This is a genomic window from Planomonospora corallina, assembly GCF_042650625.1.
GTDB lineage: Bacteria > Actinomycetota > Actinomycetes > Streptosporangiales > Streptosporangiaceae > Planomonospora_B > Planomonospora_B corallina.
Map to the genome: position 1 here is coordinate 108,214 of NZ_JBHSBM010000077.1, position 24,391 is coordinate 132,604.

At 73.6% G+C, this 24,391-nt stretch carries 25 protein-coding genes and 1 riboswitch; of the genes, 10 read left to right on the top strand and 15 right to left on the bottom strand.

The window, feature by feature from the left end:
• Positions 1-117: 117 nt before the first annotated feature.
• Positions 118-1,557, bottom strand: a complete 1,440-nt coding sequence (locus ACFOWE_RS33315) for an ankyrin repeat domain-containing protein (protein WP_377294972.1) — start codon at positions 1,555-1,557, stop codon at positions 118-120.
• A 196-nt stretch (positions 1,558-1,753) separates the two neighbouring features.
• On the opposite strand from ACFOWE_RS33315, the gene ACFOWE_RS33320 reads away from it, so the two are divergent.
• The 3 genes from ACFOWE_RS33320 (at position 1,754) to ACFOWE_RS33330 (ending at position 4,050) form a co-directional block, all read left to right on the top strand.
• Positions 1,754-2,566 (top strand): DUF1707 SHOCT-like domain-containing protein, encoded by an 813-nt coding sequence (locus ACFOWE_RS33320; RefSeq protein ID WP_377294974.1) that lies wholly within the window; start codon positions 1,754-1,756, stop codon positions 2,564-2,566.
• A gap of 171 nt (positions 2,567-2,737) precedes the next feature.
• Positions 2,738-3,238, top strand: coding sequence for a SigE family RNA polymerase sigma factor (locus ACFOWE_RS33325; RefSeq protein ID WP_377294975.1), 501 nt, complete (start codon positions 2,738-2,740; stop codon positions 3,236-3,238).
• Positions 3,235-4,050: a hypothetical protein gene (locus ACFOWE_RS33330; RefSeq protein WP_377294976.1), complete on the top strand. Its 816-nt coding sequence runs from the start codon at positions 3,235-3,237 to the stop codon at positions 4,048-4,050. The genes ACFOWE_RS33325 and ACFOWE_RS33330 overlap by 4 nt, the downstream gene beginning before the upstream one ends.
• A gap of 94 nt (positions 4,051-4,144) precedes the next feature.
• On the opposite strand, the gene ACFOWE_RS33335 is transcribed toward ACFOWE_RS33330, so the two are convergent.
• The 6 genes from ACFOWE_RS33335 to ACFOWE_RS33360 all read right to left on the bottom strand — a co-directional run bounded on the left by ACFOWE_RS33335 (position 4,145) and on the right by ACFOWE_RS33360 (position 7,992).
• Positions 4,145-4,921 carry a sirohydrochlorin chelatase gene (locus ACFOWE_RS33335; RefSeq protein WP_377294978.1) on the bottom strand — a complete coding sequence of 259 codons (777 nt, stop codon included), beginning with the start codon at positions 4,919-4,921 and terminating at the stop codon, positions 4,145-4,147.
• Positions 4,918-5,637, bottom strand: a complete 720-nt coding sequence (locus ACFOWE_RS33340; protein ID WP_377295146.1) for a phosphoadenylyl-sulfate reductase — start codon at positions 5,635-5,637, stop codon at positions 4,918-4,920. The genes ACFOWE_RS33335 and ACFOWE_RS33340 overlap by 4 nt, the downstream gene beginning before the upstream one ends.
• A 5-nt stretch (positions 5,638-5,642) precedes the next feature.
• On the bottom strand, positions 5,643-5,786 hold the full coding sequence (locus ACFOWE_RS33345) for an Insertion element protein (RefSeq protein ID WP_344858013.1): 144 nt from the start codon (positions 5,784-5,786) through the stop codon (positions 5,643-5,645).
• On the bottom strand, positions 5,783-7,465 hold the full coding sequence (locus ACFOWE_RS33350) for a nitrite/sulfite reductase (protein ID WP_377294980.1): 1,683 nt from the start codon (positions 7,463-7,465) through the stop codon (positions 5,783-5,785). Before ACFOWE_RS33350 ends, ACFOWE_RS33345 begins: the two co-directional genes overlap by 4 nt.
• Positions 7,466-7,620: 155 nt before the next feature.
• Positions 7,621-7,704, bottom strand: a complete 84-nt coding sequence (locus tag ACFOWE_RS33355) for a putative leader peptide (protein WP_377295148.1) — start codon at positions 7,702-7,704, stop codon at positions 7,621-7,623.
• Between the two features lie 162 nt (positions 7,705-7,866).
• Positions 7,867-7,992, bottom strand: coding sequence for a hypothetical protein (locus ACFOWE_RS33360; RefSeq protein WP_377294982.1), 126 nt, complete (start codon positions 7,990-7,992; stop codon positions 7,867-7,869).
• A gap of 150 nt (positions 7,993-8,142) precedes the next feature.
• Between ACFOWE_RS33360 and ACFOWE_RS33365 the strand changes: the two genes are divergently transcribed.
• The 4 genes from ACFOWE_RS33365 to ACFOWE_RS33380 all read left to right on the top strand — a co-directional run bounded on the left by ACFOWE_RS33365 (position 8,143) and on the right by ACFOWE_RS33380 (position 12,750).
• The gene (locus ACFOWE_RS33365; protein WP_377294984.1) at positions 8,143-9,141 is read left to right on the top strand and encodes a YihY/virulence factor BrkB family protein; all 999 of its coding nucleotides are present in this window, start codon (positions 8,143-8,145) and stop codon (positions 9,139-9,141) included.
• Positions 9,134-9,214: riboswitch (ZMP/ZTP riboswitch) on the top strand. (Overlaps the previous gene by 8 nt.)
• A gap of 32 nt (positions 9,215-9,246) precedes the next feature.
• A complete protein-coding gene (glyA, locus tag ACFOWE_RS33370) occupies positions 9,247-10,506 on the top strand; it encodes a serine hydroxymethyltransferase (RefSeq protein WP_377294986.1) in 1,260 nt (419 codons plus the stop codon).
• A 342-nt stretch (positions 10,507-10,848) separates the two neighbouring features.
• Positions 10,849-11,976 (top strand): ribosome small subunit-dependent GTPase A, encoded by a 1,128-nt coding sequence (rsgA, locus tag ACFOWE_RS33375; protein WP_377294988.1) that lies wholly within the window; start codon positions 10,849-10,851, stop codon positions 11,974-11,976.
• Between the two features lie 51 nt (positions 11,977-12,027).
• Entirely contained in the window at positions 12,028-12,750 is a 723-nt protein-coding gene (locus tag ACFOWE_RS33380; protein ID WP_377294990.1) for a phosphoribosyltransferase, read from the top strand.
• Positions 12,751-12,803: 53 nt separating this feature from the next.
• Here the strand turns inward: ACFOWE_RS33380 and ACFOWE_RS33385 are convergent, their stop codons facing one another.
• From ACFOWE_RS33385 to ACFOWE_RS33400, 4 genes are all read right to left on the bottom strand, one after another.
• Entirely contained in the window at positions 12,804-13,118 is a 315-nt protein-coding gene (locus ACFOWE_RS33385) for a WhiB family transcriptional regulator (protein ID WP_012893126.1), read from the bottom strand.
• A gap of 102 nt (positions 13,119-13,220) precedes the next feature.
• The gene (locus ACFOWE_RS33390) at positions 13,221-14,138 is read right to left on the bottom strand and encodes a sucrase ferredoxin (protein ID WP_377294993.1); all 918 of its coding nucleotides are present in this window, start codon (positions 14,136-14,138) and stop codon (positions 13,221-13,223) included.
• Between the two features lie 241 nt (positions 14,139-14,379).
• Positions 14,380-15,900 carry a glycerol-3-phosphate dehydrogenase/oxidase gene (locus ACFOWE_RS33395; protein ID WP_377294995.1) on the bottom strand — a complete coding sequence of 507 codons (1,521 nt, stop codon included), beginning with the start codon at positions 15,898-15,900 and terminating at the stop codon, positions 14,380-14,382.
• Positions 15,897-16,574 (bottom strand): TetR family transcriptional regulator, encoded by a 678-nt coding sequence (locus tag ACFOWE_RS33400; RefSeq protein WP_377294997.1) that lies wholly within the window; start codon positions 16,572-16,574, stop codon positions 15,897-15,899. The genes ACFOWE_RS33395 and ACFOWE_RS33400 overlap by 4 nt, the downstream gene beginning before the upstream one ends.
• A 46-nt stretch (positions 16,575-16,620) precedes the next feature.
• Between ACFOWE_RS33400 and ACFOWE_RS33405 the strand changes: the two genes are divergently transcribed.
• Positions 16,621-18,204: an FAD-binding oxidoreductase gene (locus tag ACFOWE_RS33405; protein WP_377295150.1), complete on the top strand. Its 1,584-nt coding sequence runs from the start codon at positions 16,621-16,623 to the stop codon at positions 18,202-18,204.
• 101 nt (positions 18,205-18,305) lie between these two features.
• Here the strand turns inward: ACFOWE_RS33405 and ACFOWE_RS33410 are convergent, their stop codons facing one another.
• The 4 genes from ACFOWE_RS33410 to ACFOWE_RS33425 all read right to left on the bottom strand — a co-directional run bounded on the left by ACFOWE_RS33410 (position 18,306) and on the right by ACFOWE_RS33425 (position 20,905).
• Positions 18,306-18,536, bottom strand: coding sequence for a hypothetical protein (locus ACFOWE_RS33410; RefSeq protein ID WP_377294999.1), 231 nt, complete (start codon positions 18,534-18,536; stop codon positions 18,306-18,308).
• Between the two features lie 282 nt (positions 18,537-18,818).
• Entirely contained in the window at positions 18,819-19,304 is a 486-nt protein-coding gene (locus ACFOWE_RS33415) for an MSMEG_6728 family protein (protein ID WP_377295001.1), read from the bottom strand.
• Positions 19,305-19,322: 18 nt separating this feature from the next.
• A complete protein-coding gene (locus tag ACFOWE_RS33420; protein ID WP_377295003.1) occupies positions 19,323-20,450 on the bottom strand; it encodes a zinc-dependent alcohol dehydrogenase family protein in 1,128 nt (375 codons plus the stop codon).
• Between the two features lie 29 nt (positions 20,451-20,479).
• The gene (locus ACFOWE_RS33425) at positions 20,480-20,905 is read right to left on the bottom strand and encodes an acyl-CoA thioesterase (protein ID WP_377295005.1); all 426 of its coding nucleotides are present in this window, start codon (positions 20,903-20,905) and stop codon (positions 20,480-20,482) included.
• Between the two features lie 164 nt (positions 20,906-21,069).
• On the opposite strand from ACFOWE_RS33425, the gene ACFOWE_RS33430 reads away from it, so the two are divergent.
• Both ACFOWE_RS33430 and ACFOWE_RS33435 read left to right on the top strand, forming a co-directional pair.
• Complete coding sequence (locus tag ACFOWE_RS33430) at positions 21,070-22,740, top strand: serine/threonine-protein kinase (protein ID WP_377295007.1); 1,671 nt, start codon at positions 21,070-21,072, stop codon at positions 22,738-22,740.
• A gap of 125 nt (positions 22,741-22,865) precedes the next feature.
• A complete protein-coding gene (locus ACFOWE_RS33435) occupies positions 22,866-24,380 on the top strand; it encodes a metallophosphoesterase family protein (protein ID WP_377295009.1) in 1,515 nt (504 codons plus the stop codon).
• The last annotated feature ends 11 nt before the right edge of the window (positions 24,381-24,391 follow it).

Here is a 24,391-nt window from a genome sequence, read left to right on the forward strand (position 1 = left end):
CCGGCCCCCCCGCCCGCCGGGATTCCATCTACCTCAACATTTCCCGCACATGGTCGCATGTCGCAATAGAGATTGTTTGTCCTGTTACTGAGGAGTAATGGAGCGCCGCCGGGACCGTCAGAGACCGGCGACGATGTCCCTGGCGTAGTCGTCGTCGCTCTCGGCCAGGACCCGCTCGATCCCCGCCCGGCCCCGGGGATCGCCCCGCCGCGCCAGTCCTCGCGCGGCCTCGGCCACCGTGCTCAGGTCCTCGTCGCCGAGGCGCGCGGCCAGCGCGTCGCGGATCTGCGGAGTGTCCTCCTCCAGCCCGGCCAGGCCCATGGTCGCCCAGTCGCGCACGTCCGGATCGGGATCGGTGGTCATGGAGACGAGCAGCGCCAGCCCCTCGGCGTGCCCGGCGGGCAGGACCGCCGCCAGCGCCGCCGGATCCGCCTCGGTGCGGGTCCAGCCCTCGGCCTTGATGATCTCCAGCACCTCGGGCAGGGCGCGCGGGTCGGCGTGGTGGCCGAGCGCGCCGAGCACCGAGCGCAGCACCCGCTCGTCGCCCTCGGCGGCGGCCATCCGCCGCAGCACCGGCAGGCTCTCCTCCGCGAAGGGCCGCTCACCGTCGGCGGAGCCGAACTGGGAGAGCAGGTCGACGGCGAGCTCGCGCCGGCGCGGGTCCTCGGCGGCGCACAGCCGGACGGCCTCGTCGAAGGTCTCCCGGTCGCCGCGCCGCTGCAGCGACTCCACGATCGTCCACCAGGTCTCGGCCTCCTCGTCGAGGTCCCGGTACGGCAGCGCCCGCTCGACCAGCTCCTCGAAGGGCAGCCGCTCGCCGGTCGCGTCCTCCAGCAGGGTCGCGACGGCCGCGTGGCCGCGCTGGCACTCGACCACGGAGGCCGAGCCGCCGGGCCGCACCGCCGTGACGGTCACCAGGTCGGTGCCGTCCTCGGCGCGGGAGCGCTCCACGACGAACTCCGCGTCCTCGGGGGCCTGTTCGGCGACCTGCTCCAGCAGGGCGGTCTCCAGGTGCGTGCCGAGCCAGTCGTAGGCGATCGCCAGCGGCGTGTCACCCTCGCCGTCCGGCCGGGCGGGATCCGCCCCGGCGTCCAGCAGCGCCCGCACGGCGCCCAGTGCACCGCGCCGGACGGCCAGGGTGAGGGCGGTCGTCCCGCCCTCCAGGACGTCCTCGGCGGCGGCTCCGGCGTCCAGGAGCACGCGGAGCGCGCCGGCGTGGCCGTTGGCCGCGGCCCAGAGCACCGGGGTCCACCCGTGGCTCTCGCGCCGGGCCGGGTCGGCCCCGGCGGCCAGCAGCGCCTCGACCGCCTCCGTGTGGCCCCAGGCCGCGGCCGCGCAGAGCGGCAGCCCTTCCGACTCGTCGCCGCTCAGCCGGTCCGGGTCGGCCCCGGCGGCCAGCAGCGCCCGCACGATCGCGGTCCTGCCGCCGACCGCCGCCCGGTAGAGGGCGGTGCTGTCCGCCTCGCCCGGCGGATCGGCGGGTGTGCCCTTCCCGAGCAGGATCTCCACCCGTTCGACGTCGTTTTCGACCACCGCGTCCAGCAGCTCTGCGTACATGCCTCGAAATCATAGGCGGGGCGGGTCCGGCGCCGGCGGAGCCGTACCGGGAAGGCGGCGGCCCGCGCCGGCGGAGCCGTACCGGGTGGAAGGCGGCGGCCTGGGCCGTGCCGTCCCGGGGACGGCGGACGGCGGACGACCGGTCTCCTCCCGCAGGAGGAGACCGGCCCGGGACGGTCGAGATATGTTGTGACCCGTGAGCGAACCAGGTGGAATTCGGGCATCCGACGCCGAGCGGGAAGCCGTCGTCGAGCAGCTGCGGGTCGCCTCCGTCGAGGGGCGGCTGACCCTCGGCGAGCTGACCGAGCGCACGGAGGCGGCCTACAGCGCCGTCACCCGGGCCGAGCTGGACGTCATCACCTCCGACCTGCCGGCGGCCGGGCAGGCGCCCGCACCCGCCTACGCGCCCGCGCCGGAGCACAGGGGCGGCCGGGCCCGGCGCTGGTTCGTGGCCGTCATGGGCGACTCCAAGCGGCGCGGCAAGTGGCGCATCGACGGAGAGCTCGGCGCGGTGGCCGTGATGGGCGACGTCGTCCTCGACCTGCGCGAGGCCGAGGTCCGCACCGGCGTGGTGGACATCGCCGCCACCGCGGTCATGGGCGACGTGAAGATCATCGTCCCGGACGGCGTGGACGTCGAGCTCGAGGGCGTCGCGATCATGGGGGACAAGAAGGTCGAGGTGCTCGAGGCGCCTCCCGGGGCGAACGTGCCGCTGATCCGGGTCAAGGCGTTCGTCCTCATGGGCGACGTCAAGGTGATCGGCGACGCCAGGGCCGGGCGGACCAAGAAGGCATGGGCCGCCTGGCGGGAGCAGTGGCGCGAACTGCGCGGGGAGCTGACGGGCGAGCCGTACCGGCGGCTGCCGCCGCCCGCCCCGCACTGGGAGGCGCACTCCGGCCACGGCGCGCACGGCTGGGCGCACGGCGAGCAGGCCCTGCGGCCCCCGCAGCCTCCGCCCCCGCCGCAGGCCCCGCTCCCTCCGGAGCCGCCCCGCCCGCCGGAGCGCTGACGCATCCCTCTCGAACCGCCCCGCCCGCCGGAGCGCTGACGCATCCCTCTCGAACCGCCCCGCACACCAGAGCGCTGACGTATCCGGAGCGGATCTCCCGGCGCGTGCAACGCCCCGCGGGGTCCGGGCGGTAGAGATCGGTGACCATCACCGAACAGTAAGGACTGCCGCATGCGTGACCGGGCCGACTTCGAACGCTATGTCGAGCAGCGGTCGGCCCGTCTGCTGCGCACCGCGTACCTGCTGTGCCGCGACTGGGGCACGGCGGAGGACCTGCTGCAGACGGCGCTGGCCAAGGCGTGGTTCGCCTGGCGCAGGGTCGGCGAGAACCCCGACCCCTACGTGTACCGGATCCTGGCCAACACGCACGCCACCTGGTGGCGGCGGAAGTGGAGGGGAGAGGTCCCGACCGAGACCCTCCCCGAGGAGGCCGGCCGGGACCCGGCCGCCGAGCTGGGGGTCCGCGACGAGGTGCGCACCGTGCTCGCGGCGCTGCCCCGCAGGCAGCGGGCCGTGCTGGTGCTGCGTTACTTCGCCGACCTGCCCGACGCGGAGATCGCCGGGATCCTCGGCTGTTCGGTGGCCACCGTACGCAGTCAGGCCGCCAGGGCGCTGGCCAAGCTGCGCGTCGACCCCGCGGCCCGGGCCGCGCTCACCTCGGAGCTGACATGACGATCACCGAATCCGACCTCCGCGAGTTCCTGGAGTCCGACAGCGGCGGCGGTCCCCGCGGGGGCGTGACCGTGGCCGACGTCGACCGGCGCGTCCGCCGCATCCGGCGGCGCCGCCTCGGCGCGGCGGGCGGCGCGGCGGCACTCGGCCTGGCCGTCGCGGCCGCCCTCACCCTGCCCGCCGGACCCGCCGGCACGGCCCCCGGCGACGACGTCTGGACCGGCGCCATGTCCCGGCCGGACGGCTCTCCCCGCGTCGTCGCCACGCCCCTGGGCGACCCGATCCCCAAGGAGACGCTCCTGGAGAGGAGGTTCACCGCAGGCGGTGCGCGCGAGGAGGTCACGGTCCCGACCGGTGGAGCGCAGATCAGCGTGAGCCTGTGGTGCAGTGGGCCGGTGGCCAAGGCCGCCCTCTGGATCGACGGGCGCCTGGTGACGGCGGGGCCCTGCGGTCAGGGGATCGGCGAGCGCGTGCCGATGGGGACCGACGTCATGGAGAACCCCTACTACGTGGTCCGGTGGACGGCGCCGCCGGATGACCACCACCCCATCGAGCACACCGTGGCCGCCGCTCTGCTGAAGCCCGCGGACACCTCCGGCGGACGGGCGGCCCCGGAGGAGATGACCGGGACGGAGGACGTCGAGGAACGCCTGGCGGAAGGCGGGCGCTTCGACGCCGGGTGGCGCCTCGTGGTGGAGAGGATGGGCGGGCCCGAGTGCAGGGACGGCGCCCGGCAGGTCGACCCGGCCACCGGGGAGGTGGTCGTGCTCGACTGCGCGAACCCGCCCGCCGCACCGTCGGCGGCCCCCTGACCGGACCCCGCCCGGGACCGGCCGGGTGGTCCTCCGGCGACCTTCCCGGGCCGCCAGGTGGTCTTCCAGCCGCCGGATGGTCCTCCGGCGGCCGTCAGGCGGTGGCGGCGGGGGCCCGCATGCCCTGTACGGCCTGCTCGTACCGCTCCAGCAGCACGGCGGCGACCTCGGGGGCCGCGCCCAGCACGTCCGCGACGGCGCACGCCCCCGCGGCGAGGGTGCTGGTGCGCACCCGGTCGGCGAACAGGCCCGGGGCCAGCAGGTAGGGGGCCACGGCCACCCGCGGGGCTCCGGCGGCCAGCAGCCGGCGGACCTCCTCCTCGGGGGCCGGCGCGGCGGCCGAGGCGTAGGCCGCGGTCGCCGACCACCAGCCGCGCCGCGCCCAGAGACGGGCGATCCGGGCGACGGTCGCGTTGGCCCGGGGGTCGCTGGAGCCCGCCGAGACCAGCACCACGGCCGTCTCCGGGTCGCCCGCGGCCACGCCCGCCTCGGCCAGCCGCCGCTCCAGGGCGGCGGTCAGCAGCGGGTGCGGGCCCAGCGTCGAGCCCCGGTGCACCCGCAGCCGCGGGCGCCGGGCCGTCACCTCGGCCAGCGCGCCGGGGATGTCGACGCGGCTGTGGTAGGCCTCGGTGAGCAGCAGCGGCAGCACCGCCGCCTCGGCCAGCCCGGACAGCGCTCCGGCGAGGGTCACCGGAGCGTGGTCGAGGTAGGCGGAGCGCACCGGCAGGTCCGGGCGGGCCCGCCGTACCGCCTCCAGCAGTTCCTCCACCGTCGCCGCGGCGCGCGGGTCGCGGGAACCGTGCGCGACGGCGACCAGCGGGACCGGCGGGCCCGCCGGTCCGCGCCGGACCCCGGTGGCGGGGCGGCTCACGTGTGGATGCCGCACTCGGTCTTGCCCATGCCGGCCCAGCGGCCGCTGCGCGGGTCCTCGCCGGGCGCGACCTGCCGGGTGCAGGGGGCGCAGCCGATCGAGGGGTAGTCGTCGTAGTGCAGCGGGTTGATCAGCACTCCGTTGTCGGCCATGTAGTTGTCGACGTCCTCCTGCGTCCACCGGGCGATCGGGTTGATCTTGACCATCTGGCGCTTGGCGTCCCACTCCACGACCTTGGTCCCGGCCCGGGTGGGGGACTCGTCGCGCCGGATGCCGGACACCCAGGCGAGGTACGGCTCGAGCGCGCGGTTGAGCGGCTCCACCTTGCGCAGGTAGCAGCAGAGGTCGGGGTTGCGGCCGAACAGCCGCGGGCCCAGGTCGCGCTCCTGCTCCGCCACGGTCCGGGAGGGACGCACGTTGATCACGTTGACGTCGTACACCTGCTGGACCGCGTCCCGGGTCCCGATCGTCTCGGCGAAGTGGTAACCGGTGTCGATGAACAGCACGTCCACCCCGGGCTTGACCTTGCTGACCAGGTCGATCATCAGCGCGTCGCTCATCGACGCGGTCAGGCAGAGCTGGTCGCCGAAGGTCGCCGCCGCCCAGCGGATGATCTCGATGGCGGAGGCGTCCTCCAGGAACCGCGCCGCGGACTCGACGATGTTCTGCAGGTCGAGCACGCCGCGCTGCTGGCGTAATCCGATCTCGACGTCCACGAGAGTCACTTGAGCACTCCGATCCCCAGGAACTTCAGCTTGAAAGCGCGGGCGCACGAGCGGCAGTACCAGCCGCCGTCGCCCTCGTAGGGCTCCAGGTCCTCCTCGCCGCAGTACGGGCAGTGGAAGGGGACCGCTCTCTCACTCACTTGAGGTCCGCCTCGTCGGCGCGCTGGACCCACTCGGTGAAGGTCTCGCCCTCGTTCTTCTGCTTGTCGAAGTTGCGCAGCACCCGCTCGACGTAGTCGGGCAGCTCCGCAGCGGTGGTCTTCAGGCCGCGGACCTTGCGGCCGAAGCCCGCGTTGACGCCCAGCGAGCCGCCCAGGTGGATCTGGAAGCCCTCGACCTGCTCGCCGGCGTCGTTCACGACGAGCTGGCCCTTGAGGCCGATGTCGGCGGTCTGGATGCGTGCGCAGGAGTTCGGGCAGCCGTTGACGTTGATGGTCAGCGGCTCGCGGAAGTCCGGCAGCCGGGTCTCCAGCTCGTCGATCAGGGTGGAGGCGGTGTTCTTGGTGTCGACGATCGCCAGCTTGCAGAACTCGATGCCGGTGCAGGCCATCGTCTGGCGGCGGAAGGTGGAGGGGTTGACCTGCAGGTCGTTGGCCTCCAGTTCGGCCACGAGGCTGTCCACCTGGTCGGGGGCGACGTCGAGGACGACCATCTTCTGCTCGACCGTGGTGTGGACCCGGCGGGAGCCGTGCCGCTCGGCGAGGTCGGCGATCAGGTGGAGCTTGTCGCCGTCGAGGCGGCCGACCCTGGGCGCGAAGCCGACGTAGAAGTTGCCGTCCTTCTGCGGGAAGACGCCCACGTGGTCGCGGCGCCCGCCGCGGGGCTGCTCGGGGGCGGGGCCGTCGGGCAGCGCGTAGCCGAGGTACTCCTTCTCGAGGACCTCACGGAACTTCTCGACGCCCCAGTCACCGACCAGGAACTTCAGCCGCGCCCGGTGGCGCAGGCGGCGGTAGCCGTAGTCGCGGAAGATGCCGATCACGCCGGCGTAGACTTCGGAGACCCGCTCGGGGGCGACGAAGACGCCGAGCCGCTTGGCGAGCATCGGGTTGGTGGACAGGCCGCCGCCCACCCACAGGTCGAAGCCCTGCTCGCCCCGCTCGTCGACGACGCCGACGAAGGACACGTCGTTGATCTCGTGCACGGCGCAGTGCGCGGGGCAGCCGCTCACCGAGGTCTTGAACTTGCGCGGCAGGTTGGAGAAGTCCGGGTTGCCGATGAAGGAGTCGTAGATCTCGCGGATGTGCGGGGTGGCGTCGACGACCTCGTCGGTGTCGATGCCGGCCAGCGGACAGCCGATGATGACGCGCGGGGTGTCGCCGCAGGCCTCGGTGGTGGACAGGCCCACGGCCTCCAGCCGCGCCCAGATGTCGGGCACGGACTCGATCTCGATCCAGTGGAGCTGGATGTTCTGCCGGTCGGTGACGTCGGCGGTGCCGCGGCCGTAGAGGTTGGAGATCTCGGCGATGACGCGCAGCTGCTCGGTGGTGAGCCGGCCGCCGTCGATGCGGACGCGGAGCATGAAGTAGCGGTCGTCGAGCTCCTCCGGCTCCAGGACCGCGGTCTTGCCGCCGTCGATCCCGGGCTTGCGCTGGGTGTAGAGGCCGTACCAGCGCATCCGGCCCCGCAGGTCGGCCGGGTCGATGGAGTCGAAGCCGCCCTTGGAGTAGACGTCGATGATCCGCTGACGGACGTTGAGCCCGTCGTCGTTCTTCTTGAGCTCCTCGTTCTTGTTCAGCGGCTCACGGTAGCCGAGAGCCCACTGACCTTCGCCTCGCGGGCGCTTGTGGTGGCGGTTGGCCGGACGGGCCGGGGTCGTCATGTGCGCGTCCTTACGGATCGAAGGGAAACGGTGCGGACACGCACAGGCACCTCCCGCCTCGTCGTCGAGTGCGGGGGTCTGATGGCTCTTGGAGGAGAACGCCTGTCGCGCGCCCGGGCCTGCTGGAACCTGCTGGAATCAGCGAAGGGCGACGGTCAACGGGCGGTGCGACAGATCGCGCTGCGGACACGCAGAAGGTCGACGTGGCGTCGCACGACGAGCATGGGGTCCGCTGGCATGTCCAGAACGATACCCCGGCGCCCCGAGATGTCCAATATCAGGTCCACACTCTGGACGCGAGGGTCCCGCCGGGCGCGACCCGGCCGGCCCCCGCACCCGGCCCGACGGACCACCGGCGCGGCCCCCGGCGGGCCCCGCGCACGGCGCGACCCGGCCGGGGCTCAGCCCTGGCGCGGCCAGTCCAGCGGCGACTCCCTGGGCTCCACGGCGGGCTTGTGCTGGCAGTCGCACCACGTCCCGCCCCGGCACTCCTCGTGGCGGCGGTTCTTGCACGCATCGCAGACCATGTCTCCATTGTGCGCGGCGCCCCGGTCCGTGCCGGGGAGGCCCGGGGGACGGGTGTGGGACATCTCACCGGACTCCGCCGCAGGTCGCGCGGGCGGCCGACCGGCGGCCGGACTCGTGGCACCGGCACCGGAGGGAATACGTTGGGTTCCATGACGTCCACCGGTGCCTCGGCGCGGAAGCCCGGACCGAGGAAACGCCCGCCCCGGGGCCACTCCCGCCTGCGCCGGCACAGTGCGAAGCTGCGGGCGGGGCTCACCTGGGTGCGGGGCACCGGCGTCTGGTCGCTGGCCCTGGCCACCACGAACGCAGGCGTGAACTACCGGGTCACCGGCCTGGCGGGGGAGGCGGCCTTCTTCGCGCTGCTGTCGCTGCCGCCGTTCGTGCTGGGCCTGATCGGCGTGGTCGGACAGCTCACGAAGGTGTTCGGCCCGGAGACGGTGCAGGACGTCACCGCCTGGATCGACCAGCAGGCCCACCTGCTGTTCACCGACAGCGCCGTGGACACCGTCGTCACCCCCCTCGTCTCCGACGTGCTCAGGCCCGAGAACCGGGTTCCGCTGATCTCGCTGGGCTTCGTGCTCGCCCTCTGGTCGGGCTCGCGGGCGCTCTACGTCTACGTGGACCTCATCGCGCTGGCCTACGGGCTCGGGGAGGAGCGCGGCATCATCCGCACCCGGTTGATGTCCTTCGGGCTCTACCTCGCCGGCCTGCTGAGCGGGCTGCTCGTCATGCCGGTCCTCGTGCTCGGCCCGGAGGCGCTGCGCGGCGCGCTGCCGCCCCGCTACGGCGGGCTGGTGGACGCGCTCTACTGGCCGGTGGTCGTCCTCGGCTCGATCTGCTTCCTCACGCTGCTCTACCACGTCAGCGTGCCGGTGCGCACCCGCTGGTGGCGGGAGATGCCCGGGGCGGTGCTCGCGATCATCGTCTGGATCGCCTGCGCCGCGGTGCTGCGCGCCGTACTCGCCGACTGGTTCACCCCGGTCTCCATCTACGGCTCCCTGGCCTCCCCGATCGCGGTGCTGCTGTGGCTCTACATCACAGCCCTGGCCGTGCTCATCGGCGCCATACTCAACGCCGAGGTGGACCGGCTCTGGCCCGTCGACGGCAACGGGCGCACCGGCCGCGCGGGCCGGTCCGATATCGTTTGAGCGCGACTGGCGCATTGGGTGGACGAACCACCGGGGAGCGGAACGGCGGAGGCCGCGCGCCTGGGTCTCCGCACTCGTCAACGATGACAGGGGAGTGAAGGCGCCGTGAGTAGTTCTCTTTCCAGCGTCGATCCGCAGATCGCCGAACTGATCAAGGCGGAGGAGCGCCGGCAGACCGACACGGTCAAACTGATCGCCTCGGAGAACTACGTCTCCAAGGCCGTGCTGGAGGCCACCGGCACCGTCCTGACGAACAAGTACTCCGAGGGCTACCCCGGCAAGCGCTACTACGAGGGCCAGCAGGTCATCGACCAGATCGAGACCCTCGCCATCGAGCGGGCCAAGTCGCTGTTCGGCGTGAACCACGCCAACGTCCAGCCCTACTCCGGCTCCCCGGCGAACCTCGCGATCTACATGGCCTTCCTGCAGCCCGGCGACACGGTGATGGGCATGGGCCTGCCGTTCGGCGGCCACCTCACCCACGGCTGGTCGGTCTCGGCCACCGGCAAGTGGTTCAACCCGGTCCGGTACGGCGTGCGCCAGGACACCGGCCGCGTGGACATGGACGAGGTCCGGGAGATCGCCCTCCGCGAGCGTCCCAAGCTGATCTTCTGCGGCGGCACCGCGATCCCCCGCACGATCGACTTCCCGGCCTTCGCCGAGATCGCCCGCGAGGTCGGCGCCGTCCTCGCCGCGGACATCGCGCACATCGCCGGCCTGGTCGCCGGCGGCGCCCACCCGTCGCCGGTCGGGCACGCCGACGTCATCTCCACCACCACCCACAAGACGCTGCGCGGCCCGCGCGGCGCCATGCTGATGGCCACCTCCGACGAGCACGCCACCGCGCTGAACAAGGCCGTCTTCCCCGGCCTGCAGGGCGGCCCGCACAACCACACCACCGCGGCCATCGCGGTGGCGCTCAAGGAGGCCGCGACCGACGGGTTCAAGGACTACGCCCGCCAGGTCGTGATGAACGCCCGGGCGCTGGCCGAGGAGCTGCTGGCCCGCGGCTTCGACCTGGTCTCCGGCGGCACCGACAACCACCTCATCCTGATGGACCTGACCCCCAAGGGCGTCGGCGGCAAGCCCGCCGCCCAGGCGCTGGACAAGGCGGGCCTGGAGACCAACTACAACACCGTGCCGTTCGACCCGCGCAAGCCGTTCGACCCCTCGGGCATCCGCCTGGGCACCGCCGGCGTGACCAGCCGGGGCATGGGCGTGGCCGAGATGCGGCAGATCGGCGCCTGGATCGACCAGGTCGTCACCGCCCTGGCCAAGGACGAGGACGAGGCCAAGCACGTCATCACCCGCGTGCACGCCGAGGTGCGCGAGCTGACCTCGCACTTCCCGGCCCCCGGCCTGTAAGCAGGACACACCCGCGGGGGACGGCGCGGGCACGCGCCGTCCCCCGCGGCGTCGGCCGGGCCGACCGCGCGCGGCCGCCGTCCGGCCGCGGCGGCGACCGGCCCCGCGGTGGCGTCCCGGCGACCGGCGACGCCGCTCCGTGCACGTTTAACCGCTTGTGATCGCGGGCCGGTCCTGCGTTATAGTTGGTCCGGTTCCGCCGCCCTGACACCGGGCGGCCACGACATCGGGAGGTGAGGACTATGCGGGTCTTTCTGACGACCATGCCGTCCGTCAGCCTCCGGGTGTCCGACTAACCGATCTCCGACACGGGACACCCGGCTTCAAGCCTCACAAAAGGGTGTGTCCACGTTGTCCTCACCAGTTACGTCTGGTTCCTACGATCTCTCCGCACTCGGCTGGAACGACTCCCTCGCCGCCGAGCTCCCCGCCGGTACGATCCCCGCCCGGGTGGCCCGCGTCGACCGCGGCGCCGCCGAGGTGCTCTGCGCCGGCGGTCACCTGACCGCCCACTACGGCGCCCGCCTGCGCCGGGCCGCCGCCGACGATCCGGTCGCCCTGCCCTGCGTGGGGGACTGGGCCACGCTCCGCCGCCTTCCCGAGGGCCGCTTCGAGCTGGAGGCGCTCCTGCCGCGCCGTACCGCCTTCGTCCGGGGCGGCGTGGCCCGGACCTCGAGGGGCGGCCTGTCCGGAGACTCCCGCGGCCAGGTGCTGGCCGCCAACGTCGACGTCGTGTTCGTCGCCGAGCCCGCCCTGCACGCCACCGACACCGCCGACCTGGGGAGGGTCGAGCGGCTGCTCGCCCTCGCCTGGGAGAGCGGCGCCCTGCCGGTGGTCCTGGTCACCAAGTCCGACCTGATCGGGGACGGCCTCGACTTCCTGCTGCGGGAGGTCGCCTCGGCCGCGCCCGGGGTGGAGGTGCACGCGGTCTGCTCCGTCACCGGGGAGGGCGTGGAGATCGTCCGCGGCCACCTCGCGGGCTCCCGCACCGCCGTGGTGCTGGGTGCCTCGGGCGCGGGCAAGTCCACGCTGGTCAACGCCCTGGCGGGGGAGACGGTGATGGAGACCCAGCAGGTGCGCGCGCACGACGGCCGGGGCCGGCACACCACCGTGCACCGCGAGCTCATCCCGCTGGCCGGCGGCGGGCTCGTCATCGACACGCCCGGCATCCGGCGCATCGGCCTGTACGACATGCGCGAGGGCGTGGACGCGGTCTTCGCCGACATCGAGGAGCTCGCCGCGGACTGCAGGTTCGCCGACTGCGGTCACGGTGGCGAGCCCGGTTGCGCCGTCCTCGCCGCGATCGAGGACGGGACGCTCCCCGAGCGGCGGCTGGCCAGCTGGCAGAAGCTCCAGCGGGAGGCCGCCTGGATGGCCTCCCGGACCGACGCGCGGCTCCGCAAGGAGCTGCAGAGCAAATGGAAGATCATCCACAAGGAGATGCGCAGATCAGGGCGGAATCGCCCCTGATGTAGAGATATTAGGGCGAAAGTGCCCTTGACATAGGGGTATAACGGTTATGTGAGGTTTGGCAGGGTCTCCCCGGTCGCCGGGCCGGGGAGGCGTGCGTCCGCGTACGGCGGTCCGGAGGTGCGCCTGCCCTTCGACGACAGGGCGGAGGCGGGAGCCCTGCTGGCCGCGCGGCTGTCCGGGCTCGGGCTGCGCGCTCCCGTCGTGCTCGCCCTGCCGCGCGGGGGCGTACCGGTGGCGATTCCGGTCGCGCGGCGGCTGGAGGGTGCGCTCGACGTGCTGGTCAGCCGGAAGATCGGCTGTCCGGGATACCCGGAGCTCGGGGTGGGCGCCGTCGCCGAGGGCGGGGAACCGGTCTTCGACCCGGGCATGCTCCGGCGCACCAGGCTGACCGAGGAGAGCGTGGCCCACGTCGTCGAGCGGGAGCGGGCCGAGCTGGCCCGGCGGGTCGCGGTCTACCGGGGGGGCCGCAGGCCGCCCGATACGGCGGGCCGGGACGTGATCGTGGTGGACGACGGGCTCGCCACCGGGGTCACCGCGCGGGCCGCGCTCCGGGCCGTCCGGGAGAGGGGGCCGGGCCGGCTGGTGCTCGCGGTCCCGGTGGGGGCGCCGGACACCGCGGACGCCCTGCGAGAGGAGGCGGACGAGGTGGTGCTCCTCGCCACGCCGGCGCGATTCCACGCGGTGGGGCAGTGGTACCGGAGATTCGACCAGCTCGACGACGGGGACGTCCTCAGGCTGCTCGGCAGGGAGCCCGCGGGCGGCGACGTGTGATCTCGCGGGGAACGGGCGAGATCACACGTTCGGGGGAAGCCGGGTGGAGGTGTTCAGGCGACGGCGCTGATGCCGGCGCTGGCGGCGCGGCGCATACGACGACGACGCTCGGAGGCGCGCTCGTCCTCGTTCAGGCCGCCCCAGGTGCCGTACTTCTCCGGGCGGGACAGCGCGTAGTCAAGGCACTCGGCGCGGACGGGGCACTGGGCGCAGATGGCCTTGGCCTTGCGCTCGCGGATGTCACGCTCGGGCTGACGTTCACCATCGGGACCGAAGAAGAGCACGAGGTCCTCGCCCCGGCACGCGGCGTCATCCTGCCAGCCCCAGCTGGGCCGAGGACGGGCGGTCTGCCGACGTACCTGAGACATGAGAAAACCACCTTCTAGTGAGAAGAATTTCGGGTTACTGCCACATTGGACGCTTTTGACATCCTTGGAGCCAACGCCTGGATAGGCCGCGATGTTCCCCGATCAGGTCAGCGCGGGCGTGGCGTACCGCACAGGTGCGACCCTGTCCAGCACGACCAGCCGATAGGTGGTGATCGTGTCGGCGCAAGCCGTACCGCATGGCGCCGTGAGCGTCATGGGTTCAACCACCACCCGAAAACGAACGCCACCACCGCGCACGATGGCCTCGGTGGCGTCGCCGTCCGACCTGGAGGACTCCACGGCCACTCCGCCGACCGAGAGCTCTCCCGTGTGGGCACGGACGAAATGCTCGGCAGCTTGCAGTGGCTCAGGGATGCCTGCGCGTCCCCGGAAACGGTCGAGGACGACCTCGCCGGACCGGTACGCGTTCGCCGCTGCGATCGCAGCAGCCTGAGACATGCTGCCGTAGTAGAGGCCGTGTGGCAAGCATACGAGATTGGCGGCGTAGCGATCGCCGCCAACATGTGATGTTTCCCAGGTTCTGTCCGGCCAAACCTCGGCCAGTGAACGGGCCAGAGGCAGGCCGAGGCGGGCGCAGCAGGCGTTGCGCCTGGCGTGCGTGCAGACCAGGAAAACCGGCTCACTCACCAGTATGCAGGACTTGGGGAGCACTCCGGCCACCAGCGCGTCAAGGTCAAGATCGTCCGGGTCTGTGAGAATGCTCTCGGCGAGCCACGGCTCGGGCCCGTGCGCGTCGGCGACCATGACGTGGATGCCGGGCCCGGAGACCGGCGTGCGGCGCCCGGGACGGCGGATGAGCTGGGGGCGGACACCGAGCTGTGTGGCCCGCTTGACGAGGGTGTGCACGTCCTCGGGGAGTCTGCAGTCCTCCAGGTGCGAGGCCCACGGACCGGGGTGCTCGATGAGCAGCCAGAAGCGGGCGCCGACCGTCGCGCTCGCGTGGACCGGCAGCGTTCCGTCGTGACACCCCGCGGGATGCGCGCATCCCTTCGCCGTCATGCCTGCGCCCTTCCTCCGCTCACACACTCACCCTATCCAGGCTTAGGTAAGACTAACCTAACGGTTCCGAGGGTATGCGATGGGGTTTTCCGATGCTCGGGCCCGCACGCGCGGGGCTCCCGCCCGTTCCGCACCGTGCGGGCTCCATCCGGTCCGCAGCACGCGGAGGCTGCCCGTCCTGTGCCGCGCGGGCTCCGCGCGTTCCATATCGCGCGGGCTCCGCGCCACCGAGGGCCGTCCGTCACGTGGAGGCGGGACCGTCCGGGTACGCCAGCGCGGTCCGCGCCGCGGGCAGCGCCGCCTCACGGTCCCGGGGCACCAGCCCGATCCGGGTCCGCCGGTCCAGCAGGTCGCCGGCGTCCAGCGCCCCCTCGTGCCGGACCGCCCAGACCAGCTCGGCGAGGGTGATCCCGGTGGGCAGCGGCTCGGCCAGCGCGGGATCGTGCGCGATCAGGGCCCGCACGGCTCCCGCCTCGCTCCCGTACCGCTCCGTCAGCCGGTCCCGCGCGGCGGCGCCCGCGGGCAGGTGCCCGACGAGCGGCAGCCGGGCCGTACGGCCCGGCCCCGCGGCCAGGCCGCGCGAGCGCACCGCCAGGTCGACCGCGTCCTGCGCCATCCGCCGGTAGGTGGTGAGCTTGCCGCCCACGACGGTGATCACTCCGTTCGGGGAGGTGAGCAGCGCGTGCCTGCGCGACAGGTCGGCGGTGTGCCCGCCCGCGGCCAGCAGCGGCCGGAGCCCGGCGAAGGCCCCGGCCACGTCCTCGCGCCGGAGCGCCGTCTCCAGCACGGAGTTGAGCAGTTCCAGCAGAAGGGCCACGTCCTCCTCCGGAGCCTGCGGCACGTCGGGGAGCGGGCCCTCCACCGGCTCGTCGGTCAGCCCGACGTAGACCCGGCCGTCCGGCTGGGGCAGCACCAGCGCGAAGCGGTTGACCGTTCCCGGGATCGGCACGTGCAGGCCGGTCCGCAGACCCGGCAGGGTCTCGGGGCGGAGCACCAGGTGGGTGCCGCGCGAGGGGCACAGCCGGATGTCCGGGTCGAGCCCGGAGGCCCAGACGCCGGTGGCGTTGACCACCGCCCGCGCCCGGACCGTGAAGGTCTGCCCGGTCAGCTCGTCGCGGACCCGGGCCTCGCGGCCGTCCAGTTCCAGGGCCCGGCAGCGGGTCAGGACACGGGCTCCGTGCGCGGCGGCGGTCCTGGCCAGCGCCACCACCAGCCGGGCGTCGTCGACCAGCCGCCCGTCCCAGGAGAGCAGCGCCCCGCGCAGGCCGTCCGCCCGCAGCGGGGCGGCCAGCTCGCGGGCCCGGGCGGCGGGGATCCGCGACGGGCCGGGCAGCAGGCGGCGCGGTGTGCGGGCGGTGGCGCGCAGCCCGTCACCGAGCCGGTAGCCGGCCATCACCGTGGCCGCCTGGAGCCGGGAGACCTCCGGCGTCAGCGGGAGGAGGTACGGCTGGGCCCGCACCAGGTGCGGGGCGGTGCGGGTGAGCAGGACACCGCGCTCCACCGCGCTCTCGTGCGCCACCCCGACCTGCCCTCTGGCCAGGTAGCGCAGGCCGCCGTGGACCATCTTGGAGCTCCACCGGGAGGTGCCGAAGGCCAGGTCGAAGGCGTCGACCGCGGCGACCGAGAGGCCGCGGGAGGCGGCGTCGAGCGCCACGCCCGCGCCGGTGGCGCCCAGCCCGACCACCAGCAGGTCGACGGTCCGGCCGCCGGCCAGCTCGGCGAGCTCGCGGGCGCGGCGGGCGGCGTTGAGGGAGGAGTTCACGGCGACAGGTACCTCTCCAGGAGCGTGGTGAGTTCGGCGTCCAGCGCGTCCTCGGTGACGGGACGGGCCGGGACCGCCGGTCCGGACGGGGCGGGCGGATCGGCCGGTCCGGGCAGGGCGGGCGGATCGGCGGGTCCGGACGGGGCGTCCGGGGCGGCGGGGTCGAGCATGGTGGCGCCGGAGAGCAGGAACGACTGGGCCGTCAGCAGCACGGCCCGGGCCATCGGCCGCGCCTCGCCGGGCCGTACGGTGCCGGCGGCCTGGCCCCGGACGATCGCCGACTCGGCGAGGGCGAGCATGGCGTCGTGGCTGGAGCCCCGGCGGTCCAGCAGGTACGGCAGGAGCAGCTCCGGATCCACTTCGACGATCTTGCGCCAGAGCGGGTGCCCGCGTAGTGCCCGGACCGCTCCGACGGCGGCGGTGACCGGGTCGTCGGAGGCGAAGCGCCCGGCGACCGCCACCCATTCGCGGGTCATCAGATCGGCGACCAGGCTCCGCACGTCGGGCCAGTGGCGGTAGACGGTCATCCGGGACAGCCCCGCCCGGCGTGCCACGTCGGTGAGCGTGGTGCGGCGCACCCCGACGGCGAGCACGACCTCGCGGGCCGCGTCGAGGAGCGCGTCGGTGGAGCCCCTGCCCGGAACGGAACCCTCATTGTGACGGTTGGACGTCATATGTCACAGTGTAGAGGTGGAAACTCCGACGATCGACGCGCACCCGATGCTCTGGTCCGGCTGGGGCGACCCCGCCAAGGCCTCCGACCTGCCCGGACCGGTCCGCAAGCTGCTGGAGGACCTGCTGGGCGTGCGCGCGCCCGAGACCCCCGCGGCGGATCTGGCCGAGATCCGCCCGCCCGCCCCGGCCCTGCCGCCGGCGGTCCTGGACGAGCTGCGCGCCGTCATCGGTCCCGAGCACGTGCGCGCCGACGACGAGACGCGCATCCGCCACGCCCGGGGCAGGTCCACGCCGGACCTGATGCGCCTGCGCGCCGGCGACGTCTCCGGCGCGCCCGACGCCGTGCTGCTGCCCGGCTCGCACGACGAGGTGGTGGAGCTGCTGCGGGTCTGCGCCGCCCGGAGGGTCGCGGTGGTCCCGTTCGGCGGGGGCACCTCCGTCGTCGGCGGCCTGACCGCGGACGGCGGGGTCATGGAGCGCTACGCCGGGCTCGTCGCCCTCGACCTGGCCCGGCTGAACCGGCTGGTCGCGGTGGACCCCGAGTCGATGGTCGCGGAGCTGGAGCCGGGCCTGCGCGGGCCGCAGGCCGAGGAGCTGCTGGCCCGGCACGGGCTCACGCTGGGCCACTTCCCGCAGTCGTTCGAGTACGCCACGCTGGGGGGCTTCGCCGCGGCCCGCTCCAGCGGCCAGGCCTCCGCCGGGTACGGCCGCTTCGACGACCTGGTCGTCGGCATGACCGTGGCCACCCCGCGCGGCACCCTGGAGCTGGGCCGCGCCCCCAAGTCCGCGGCGGGGCCGGACCTGCGCCAGGTGATCCTCGGCTCGGAGGGGGCCTTCGGCGTCATCACCTCCCTGCGCCTGCGGGTGCGGCCGGCCCCGCGGGTGCGCCTGTACGAGGGCTGGCGCTTCGCCTCCTTCGCCGAGGGCGTCGCCGCGCTGCGCCGCCTGGCCCAGGACGGGCCGCCGCCCACGGTGCTCCGCCTGTCCGACGAGACCGAGACGATGGTCGGCCTGGCCAAGCCGGGCGCGATCGGCGCCTCGGCGTCCGGCGGGGGCTGCCTGGTGGTCACCGGCTACGAGGGCGCCGAGGAGGAGACGCGGCTCCGGCGCGAGCGGACCGCCGAGGTGCTGGCCGGGCTCGGCGGCACGCCCCTGGGCGCCGAACCCGGCGAGTCCTGGGCGCACGGCCGCTACTCGGCGCCCTACCTGCGCGACTCCCTGCTCGCCGCCGGGGCCACGGTGGAGACCCTGGAGACGGCGGCCTTCTGGTCCGGCCTGCCCCGGCTCTACGACGCGGTACGGCTGGCGCTGCACGGCGCGCTCGGCTCACCGCTGGTGATGTGCCACATCTCCCACGTGTACGCCACGGGCGCCTCGCTGTACTTCACGGTCGTCACCGCGCAGAGCGGCGACCCGCTCGCCCAGTGGGAGGCCGCCAAGCACGCGGCGAGCGAGGCGATCGTCGCGGCGGGCGGCACGATCTCCCACCACCACGGCGTCGGCCGCGACCACCTGGACGCCTACGCCGCGGAGATCGGCGAGCTGGGCGTGGAGATCCTGCGCGGGATCAAGGAGCGACTGGACCCGGAGGGGGTGCTCAACCCGGGCGTGCTGATCCCCTCGGACTGATCCCCCCGGACCGGTTCCCCTTGGGTTGATCTCCAGGGTCCGCCGGTCCCCGGAGTGCCGGCCTCCCCGGCGGGTGGGTCCGGCGGGGAGGGCCGTGCGTCCTACAGGCCGATGTCGGCCTGCGGGCCGGCGTGGGCGCGCAGCAGCGCGGGGACGCCGGCGGCCGGGTCGAGCGTGTAGGAGTAGAACGAGCGCGGGTCGAACGCCGATCCGCCGGTCTCCCGCTGCCCGGTGGAGTTCACCACGACGCTGCCGGACTGGCGGAGCTGGGCGGTGCCGTCCCGGTAGTAGGGGTCCTTGACCTTGTCGAAGTAGCTGTTCTCGAGCACCATCTTGGTGCCGCCGCCCCGCGCGCAGGCGGGTCATGGGAGAAGGGACATGCATTCTCCTGGGGTGGAGCGGGAACGGCCGGGGCCCCCTGCGCCGGACGTGTCAGATAGCCGGATGTGCCGGATGCGGCCTTCCGGTCGTCCGAAACCTAGAAGCCGATCAGCGGCCATGTCAACCGGCCGGGCGGAGGCCGGGGCCCGAGCTGTTAAAACGTGTGAAAACAGGTGAAAGTGGATGTCATGGCGCGCAGGTGGAGCCCGGCGGGACGTGCGAGGGGCGGCCCGTCAGCCGGGCGGCGGGAGCGAGCGAGGACGGTCGGAGGCGGGCCAGACGTACGGCAGGTCGTCCGGCTCGTCCCCGAAGACCGGGCGGTAGAACTGCGGGGCCTTGCGCAGCAGGGACGAGCGGTGGCTGAGGTGGAAGGCCGGGTCGCCCAGCCAGGGCGGCAGCTCCCCGGCCGCCGCCAGCTCCGGCTGGGAGCGGGGGAGCGCGACGCCGCAGCGCTCGGCCAGCTCTCCCGCCATCGTGGCCGAGCAGGTGTCGGCCCGGCCCATGGAGCACCAGTGCCCGCAGATCTGCAGGCCGTACCGGACCAGGGCCTCCTCGTAGCCGGCCCACATCTTCACCGCGGGATGGTTGCGCCAGCCGTACCCGGGCACGGTCAGCGCGCGCAGGACCTGCAGGGTCTCGACCCGCTGCTTGCCCAGCCGGAGCGGGTCGAGGACGCCTGCCGTGGCGTCGAAGTCGGGGTAGGGGAGGAACGTCTGCACCGGCCCCCTCCCTTCCTCTCACATGACGATCACCTGGCGGACGGCCTCGCCGGAGTGCAGCCGGTCGAAGCCCTCGTTCACCTCGTCCAGCGTAAGACGGTGCGACAGCAGCGCGTCGACCGGGAGGGTCCCGGCCCGGTACATGTCGATGAAACGCGGCACGTCCCGGCGCGGCACGCACGAGCCGAGGTAGCTGCCGCGGAGCGTGCGCTCCTCGGCGACCAGGCTGAGCGCGGGCAGGGTGAGTTCGCGGGAGGGGTCGGGCAGGCCGACGGTGACCGTCGTGCCGCCCCGTGCGGTGGCCCGGTAGGCCTGCTCCAGGACGGGCACCACCCCGGTGGTGTCGACGACCTTCTCCGCCCCGCCGCCGGTGATCTCCCGGACCGCCTCGACGGCGTCCGGGCCGCCCGCGACGGTGTGGGTCGCGCCGAGCTTCGCCGCCAGGTCCCGCTTGGACTCCACGACGTCCACCGCGACCAGGGTGGAGGCTCCGGCGGCCCGGGCCGCGAGCAGCGCGGCCAGCCCCACCCCGCCCAGGCCGAAGACCGCGACGCTGTCGCCGGGGGCGACCCGGGCGCTGTGGAACGCGGCCCCCGCGCCGGTCAGCACGGCGCAGCCGAACAGGGCCGCGACCTCCAGGGGCAGCTCGGGGTCGATCTTGACCGCGGAGCGGGCCGAGACCACGGTGTACTCCGAGAAGGCCGAGACGCCCAGGTGGTGCCAGGGCCGGGTGCCGTCGGCCGCGGTGAAGCGCAGGCCGCCGCCGAGCAGGGTGCCGCTCCCGTTGGCCGCGGCGCCCGGCTCGCAGAGCGCGGGCCGGCCCGCCACGCAGCGCGGGCAGTGCCCGCAGGCGGGGACGAAGGCCAGCACGACGTGGTCGCCGGGGGCGAACTCGGTGCCCTCGCCGGCCTCGACCACCTCGCCCGCGGCCTCGTGGCCCAGGGCCATCGGGAGCGGCCGGAGCCGGGAGCCGTTGACCACCGACAGGTCGGAGTGGCACAGTCCGGCCGCGCGGACCCGGACCAGCAGCTCGCCGGGGCCGGGCGGGTCGACCGTGAGCGGCACGACCTCGAGCGGGCGCGAGGAGGCGTACGGGGCGGGGCGGCCGGACTCGACGAGGACGGCTGCTCGGGTGGTCGTGCTCATCAGTTGCCTCCAGCGTGGGGAGCCCGGCCTCAGGCCGGGGCCCCCGACTCGGTGATCACCAGTTTCTCCATCGCGGCGCGGAGCGGCGCGGGGATCTCGGTGGGCCTGCGGGTCTCCCGGTCCACGAAGACGTGGACGAAGTGCCCCTCCGCCACGACGGTCTCACCGTCCTCGCGGAACAGGCCGAGCTCGTAGCGGACGCTGGAGCGGCCCAGCTTCCCGATCCGGAGCCCGGCGCGGACGGGCTCCGGGAAGGAGATCGAGGACCTGTAGACGCAGTGCGACTCCACGCACAGGCCGATGGCCCCGCCCTCGTGGATGTCGAGGCCCGCCGTCCTGATCAGCCAGGTGTTGATCACCGTGTCCATCAGCGAGTAGTGGACGGCGTTGTTCATGTGGCCGTAGACGTCGTTGTCCTTCCACCGTGTGGGGACGGTCTCCCAGTGCGCGTACACGGACAGAACTATATTCCAGAGCGGGCCGCCGGGTTCCCGGGGGTGGGCCGGTGGATCTCCGCCCTGGTCGGGAGGGTCTCCGAGGGGTGGTGTGGTGTCGAATCGATCACGCTATGTCGTGCTTTTCGTTATGGGATGATCCATTCGATCTAGGATCGTCCGCTGTGACGGCATACGGACTTCCTCCCGTGCTCGCCCTGGAGCCCTCCGACCCGGCCGGGCTAGGCCCCTACCGCATCGCCGGCCGGCTCGGCAGCGGCGGCATGGGCACGGTCTACCTCGCCGAGGGCCCGTCGGGACCGGTGGCGATCAAGGTGATCAACCGGCACCTGGCCGCGAACCCGGAGTTCGTGGCACGGTTCCGGAGCGAGGTGGCCGCCGCGCGCCGGGTCAGCCGGTTCTGCACCGCCCCGGTGCTGGACGCCCGGCTGGAGGGCGAGCCGCTCTGGGTGGTCACCGAGTACGTCGCCGGGCCCGACCTCGCCCGCCTGCTCCGTGAGCAGGGCCCGCTGACCGGGTCCAATCTGGAGGCGCTGGCGGTCGGGGTGGCGGCCGCCCTCACCGCGATCCACGACGCGGGCGTGGTCCACCGCGACCTCAAACCCGCCAATGTGCTGCTCTCCCCGCTCGGCCCGCGGGTGATCGACTTCGGTATCGCCCGCGCCCTGGACGCCGGGAAGGGGCAGACCGTCACGGGCACGATCCTCGGCACCCCCGAGTACATGGCGCCGGAGCTGGTCTCCGACGCGAAGGCGGGCCCGCCCGCCGACGTCTTCGCCTGGGGCTGCGTGGTGGCCGCCGCGGCCACCGGCTCCTCGCCGTTCGCCTCCCGGACCGTGCCGGAGGCGCTCTACCGGGTGGTCCACGACACCCCGGACCTGAGCGCCCTCGACGCGGAGCTGCGCGGCCTGGTCGGGGCGGCGCTGGACAAGGACCCCGCGGCCCGGCCGACGGCCAAGGAACTGCTGTCCGGGCTGGTCGGGCGGGAGGAGGCCCGGGACACCGCCCGGGTGGCGGGCACGGTCCGGCTCGACCTGTCCAAACTGTTCGGGCCGACCGTCCAGGCGGGCGCCGCACCGGGGCCGGCCGGGCACGGGGCCGCCGGGCGGGCATCCGGGGCGCGGTTCAGGCTCCCGCGCCGGCCGTACCTGGTGGGCGGGGTGGCGGCCGCGGCGCTGCTGGCGGCCGTGCTGCTCGTCCCCGGGATGCTGCCGCAGGGGCCGCCGGAGATCACCGACGTGCTGTACCGGGACGACTTCGGCAGCGACGGGTCCGGCTGGTGGAAGGACAGCGGCACCGCCGTCGACACCGTGCACGGCTACACCGGGGACGGGCGCTACACGATCGCGACCGACTTCGGGTCGAGTTCCCGGAAGGGCAGGGCGCCGGTCAACGCGGAGCCCCCCGAGCACGCGCTCGTCAGCGTCAAGACCGATTTCGCCGCCGGAGCGCCGTCCACCGCGTGGGGCGGGGTCTACTGCGACTACTCGCCCGACGAGGAGCACCCGTTCTACTACGTCGCGGAGGTCCGTCCCGACGGGCGCGCGCGCATCCACAAGTCCGCCGGCGAGGACCAGGTGGACCTGACGGCCGACGTCCTCGTGCCGGAGTTCAGGAAGTCCGGGGCGGTGCTGCGCGTCGAGTGCGAACGGGACGGCGACCGGGTCCGGGTGGGCCTGTGGGTGGACGAGGAACAGGTGGCCGCGGTCGTGGACGGGGACGCGGCGGGTGCGAAGGGCAAGCCCGCCTTCGGGCTCGCCGTCAGCAAGCAGCACGGGGAGGAGACGGACACCCGCCTCTACTTCGACGACTTCCGGATCGGCCGGCTTCCCTGATCGACCGCCATCCCGGCCGGCCGTTCCCCCGGAACGGCGGGTTTCATCCCGGACGGAGCTCTCCCCGGAGTGACGGGCTTTCCCGAACGGGCGCACCCGCTCATGATCGCGACCAGAATATGACCATGGTCGACGTGAAGCGGGCGGCGGAGCGCGGGCGCGAGGTCTCCTCGCGGGTCTCGGAGGAGGGCGCGGGCTGGGACTGCGTCGAGATCGGCGCGTTCGACCGGCTGAGACCGCCGCACGCGCGCTCGTTCTCCTGGCTGAATCCGCGGACGCTCTGGAGGTCGCGCAACGAGGTCCTCGCCGCGCTCTTCGGCGACCCGTCGGGGCAGGTGCGGGCGCGCTGGACGGCGGCGCAGCGGGAGCGCGGCGCCGACCCGTCCTTCCGGATCCCGCTGGAGGTGGGGGAGGAGTTCTCCTTCCTGCTCCTGGGCGACACCGGTGAGGGCGACGCCTCGCAGTACGCCGTCGTGCCCGGCCTGCTCCGGATCGGCGAGGACACGGACTTCGCGATCATCGCCAGCGACGTGGTCTACCCCACCGGATCCGGCAACGAGTACGAGGACAAGTTCTTCCGCCCCTACCAGGACTACCGGGCGCCCATCTACGCGATCCCCGGCAACCACGACTGGTACGACGGGCTCGGCGGCTTCATGCGGGTCTTCTGCGACGCCCCGGCGCTGAGGGACCGCGCCGAGGGCTTCCGGTTCTCCCCGGCCGGGCTGCGCGGGCTGCTCTGGCGCCGCCCGGAGAAGATCGACGAGGCCCGGCTGGCCGGGGCCCGCGAGCGCCGGTCGCTGCCGGAGCAGCAGGCGGCCCAGCCGGGGCCGTACTGGGTGATGGAGGCCCCGGGCCTGCTCATCGTGGGCGTGGACACCGGCATCACCGGAATGATCGACCGAGAGCAGGCGGACTGGCTCCGGGAGGTCTCGCTCGACCCCCGCCCCAAGGTGCTGGTCACCGGAAAGCCCATCTACGTCCGCAACGAGTACAAGCCGTCGGCGCTGGAGGGCGGCGGCACGGTCGACGACATCGTGACCGACCCCCGGCACAACTACGTCGCCGCCATCGGCGGGGACGTGCACAACTACCAGCGCTTCCCGGTCCGGGTGGGAGAGCGGACGATCCAGTACGTCGTGGCGGGCGGCTCCGGGGCGTTCACGCACGCCACCCACACCATCCCCCGGATCACGGTCGGCGGCGTGCACGAGGACGACTACCGGTGCTACCCGCTCCGCGGCGACTCGCTGTCGTTCTACAGCAAGCTCTACAGCGAGCGGCTGCGCATGCGCTGGCTCTACCTCACCCCGGACGAGGCCGTGTGCATCATGTCCGAGCGGATCGGCAACACCCCGCCGAGGCCGCCGTCCGGAGGGGTGCGGATCACCCGGCGGATGCGCTGGGCGGCGCGGCTCCTCGGCTCCTGGCCGCTGCCGCTCCGGCTGCCGGTGGGCAAGGTCTTCCACCGCTATCTGTCGGAGCTGTCCGACTGGGACACCCCGCCGTTCTTCAAGAGCTTCCTGCACGTCTCGGTGACGCCGCAGGCCCTGCGGATCCGCTGCTTCGCCGCCACCGGCTGCCTGCCCCAGGAGATCGAACCTCCGCTCGAGGACGAGGTCGTCATCCCGCTCACCTGATCGGAAATGTC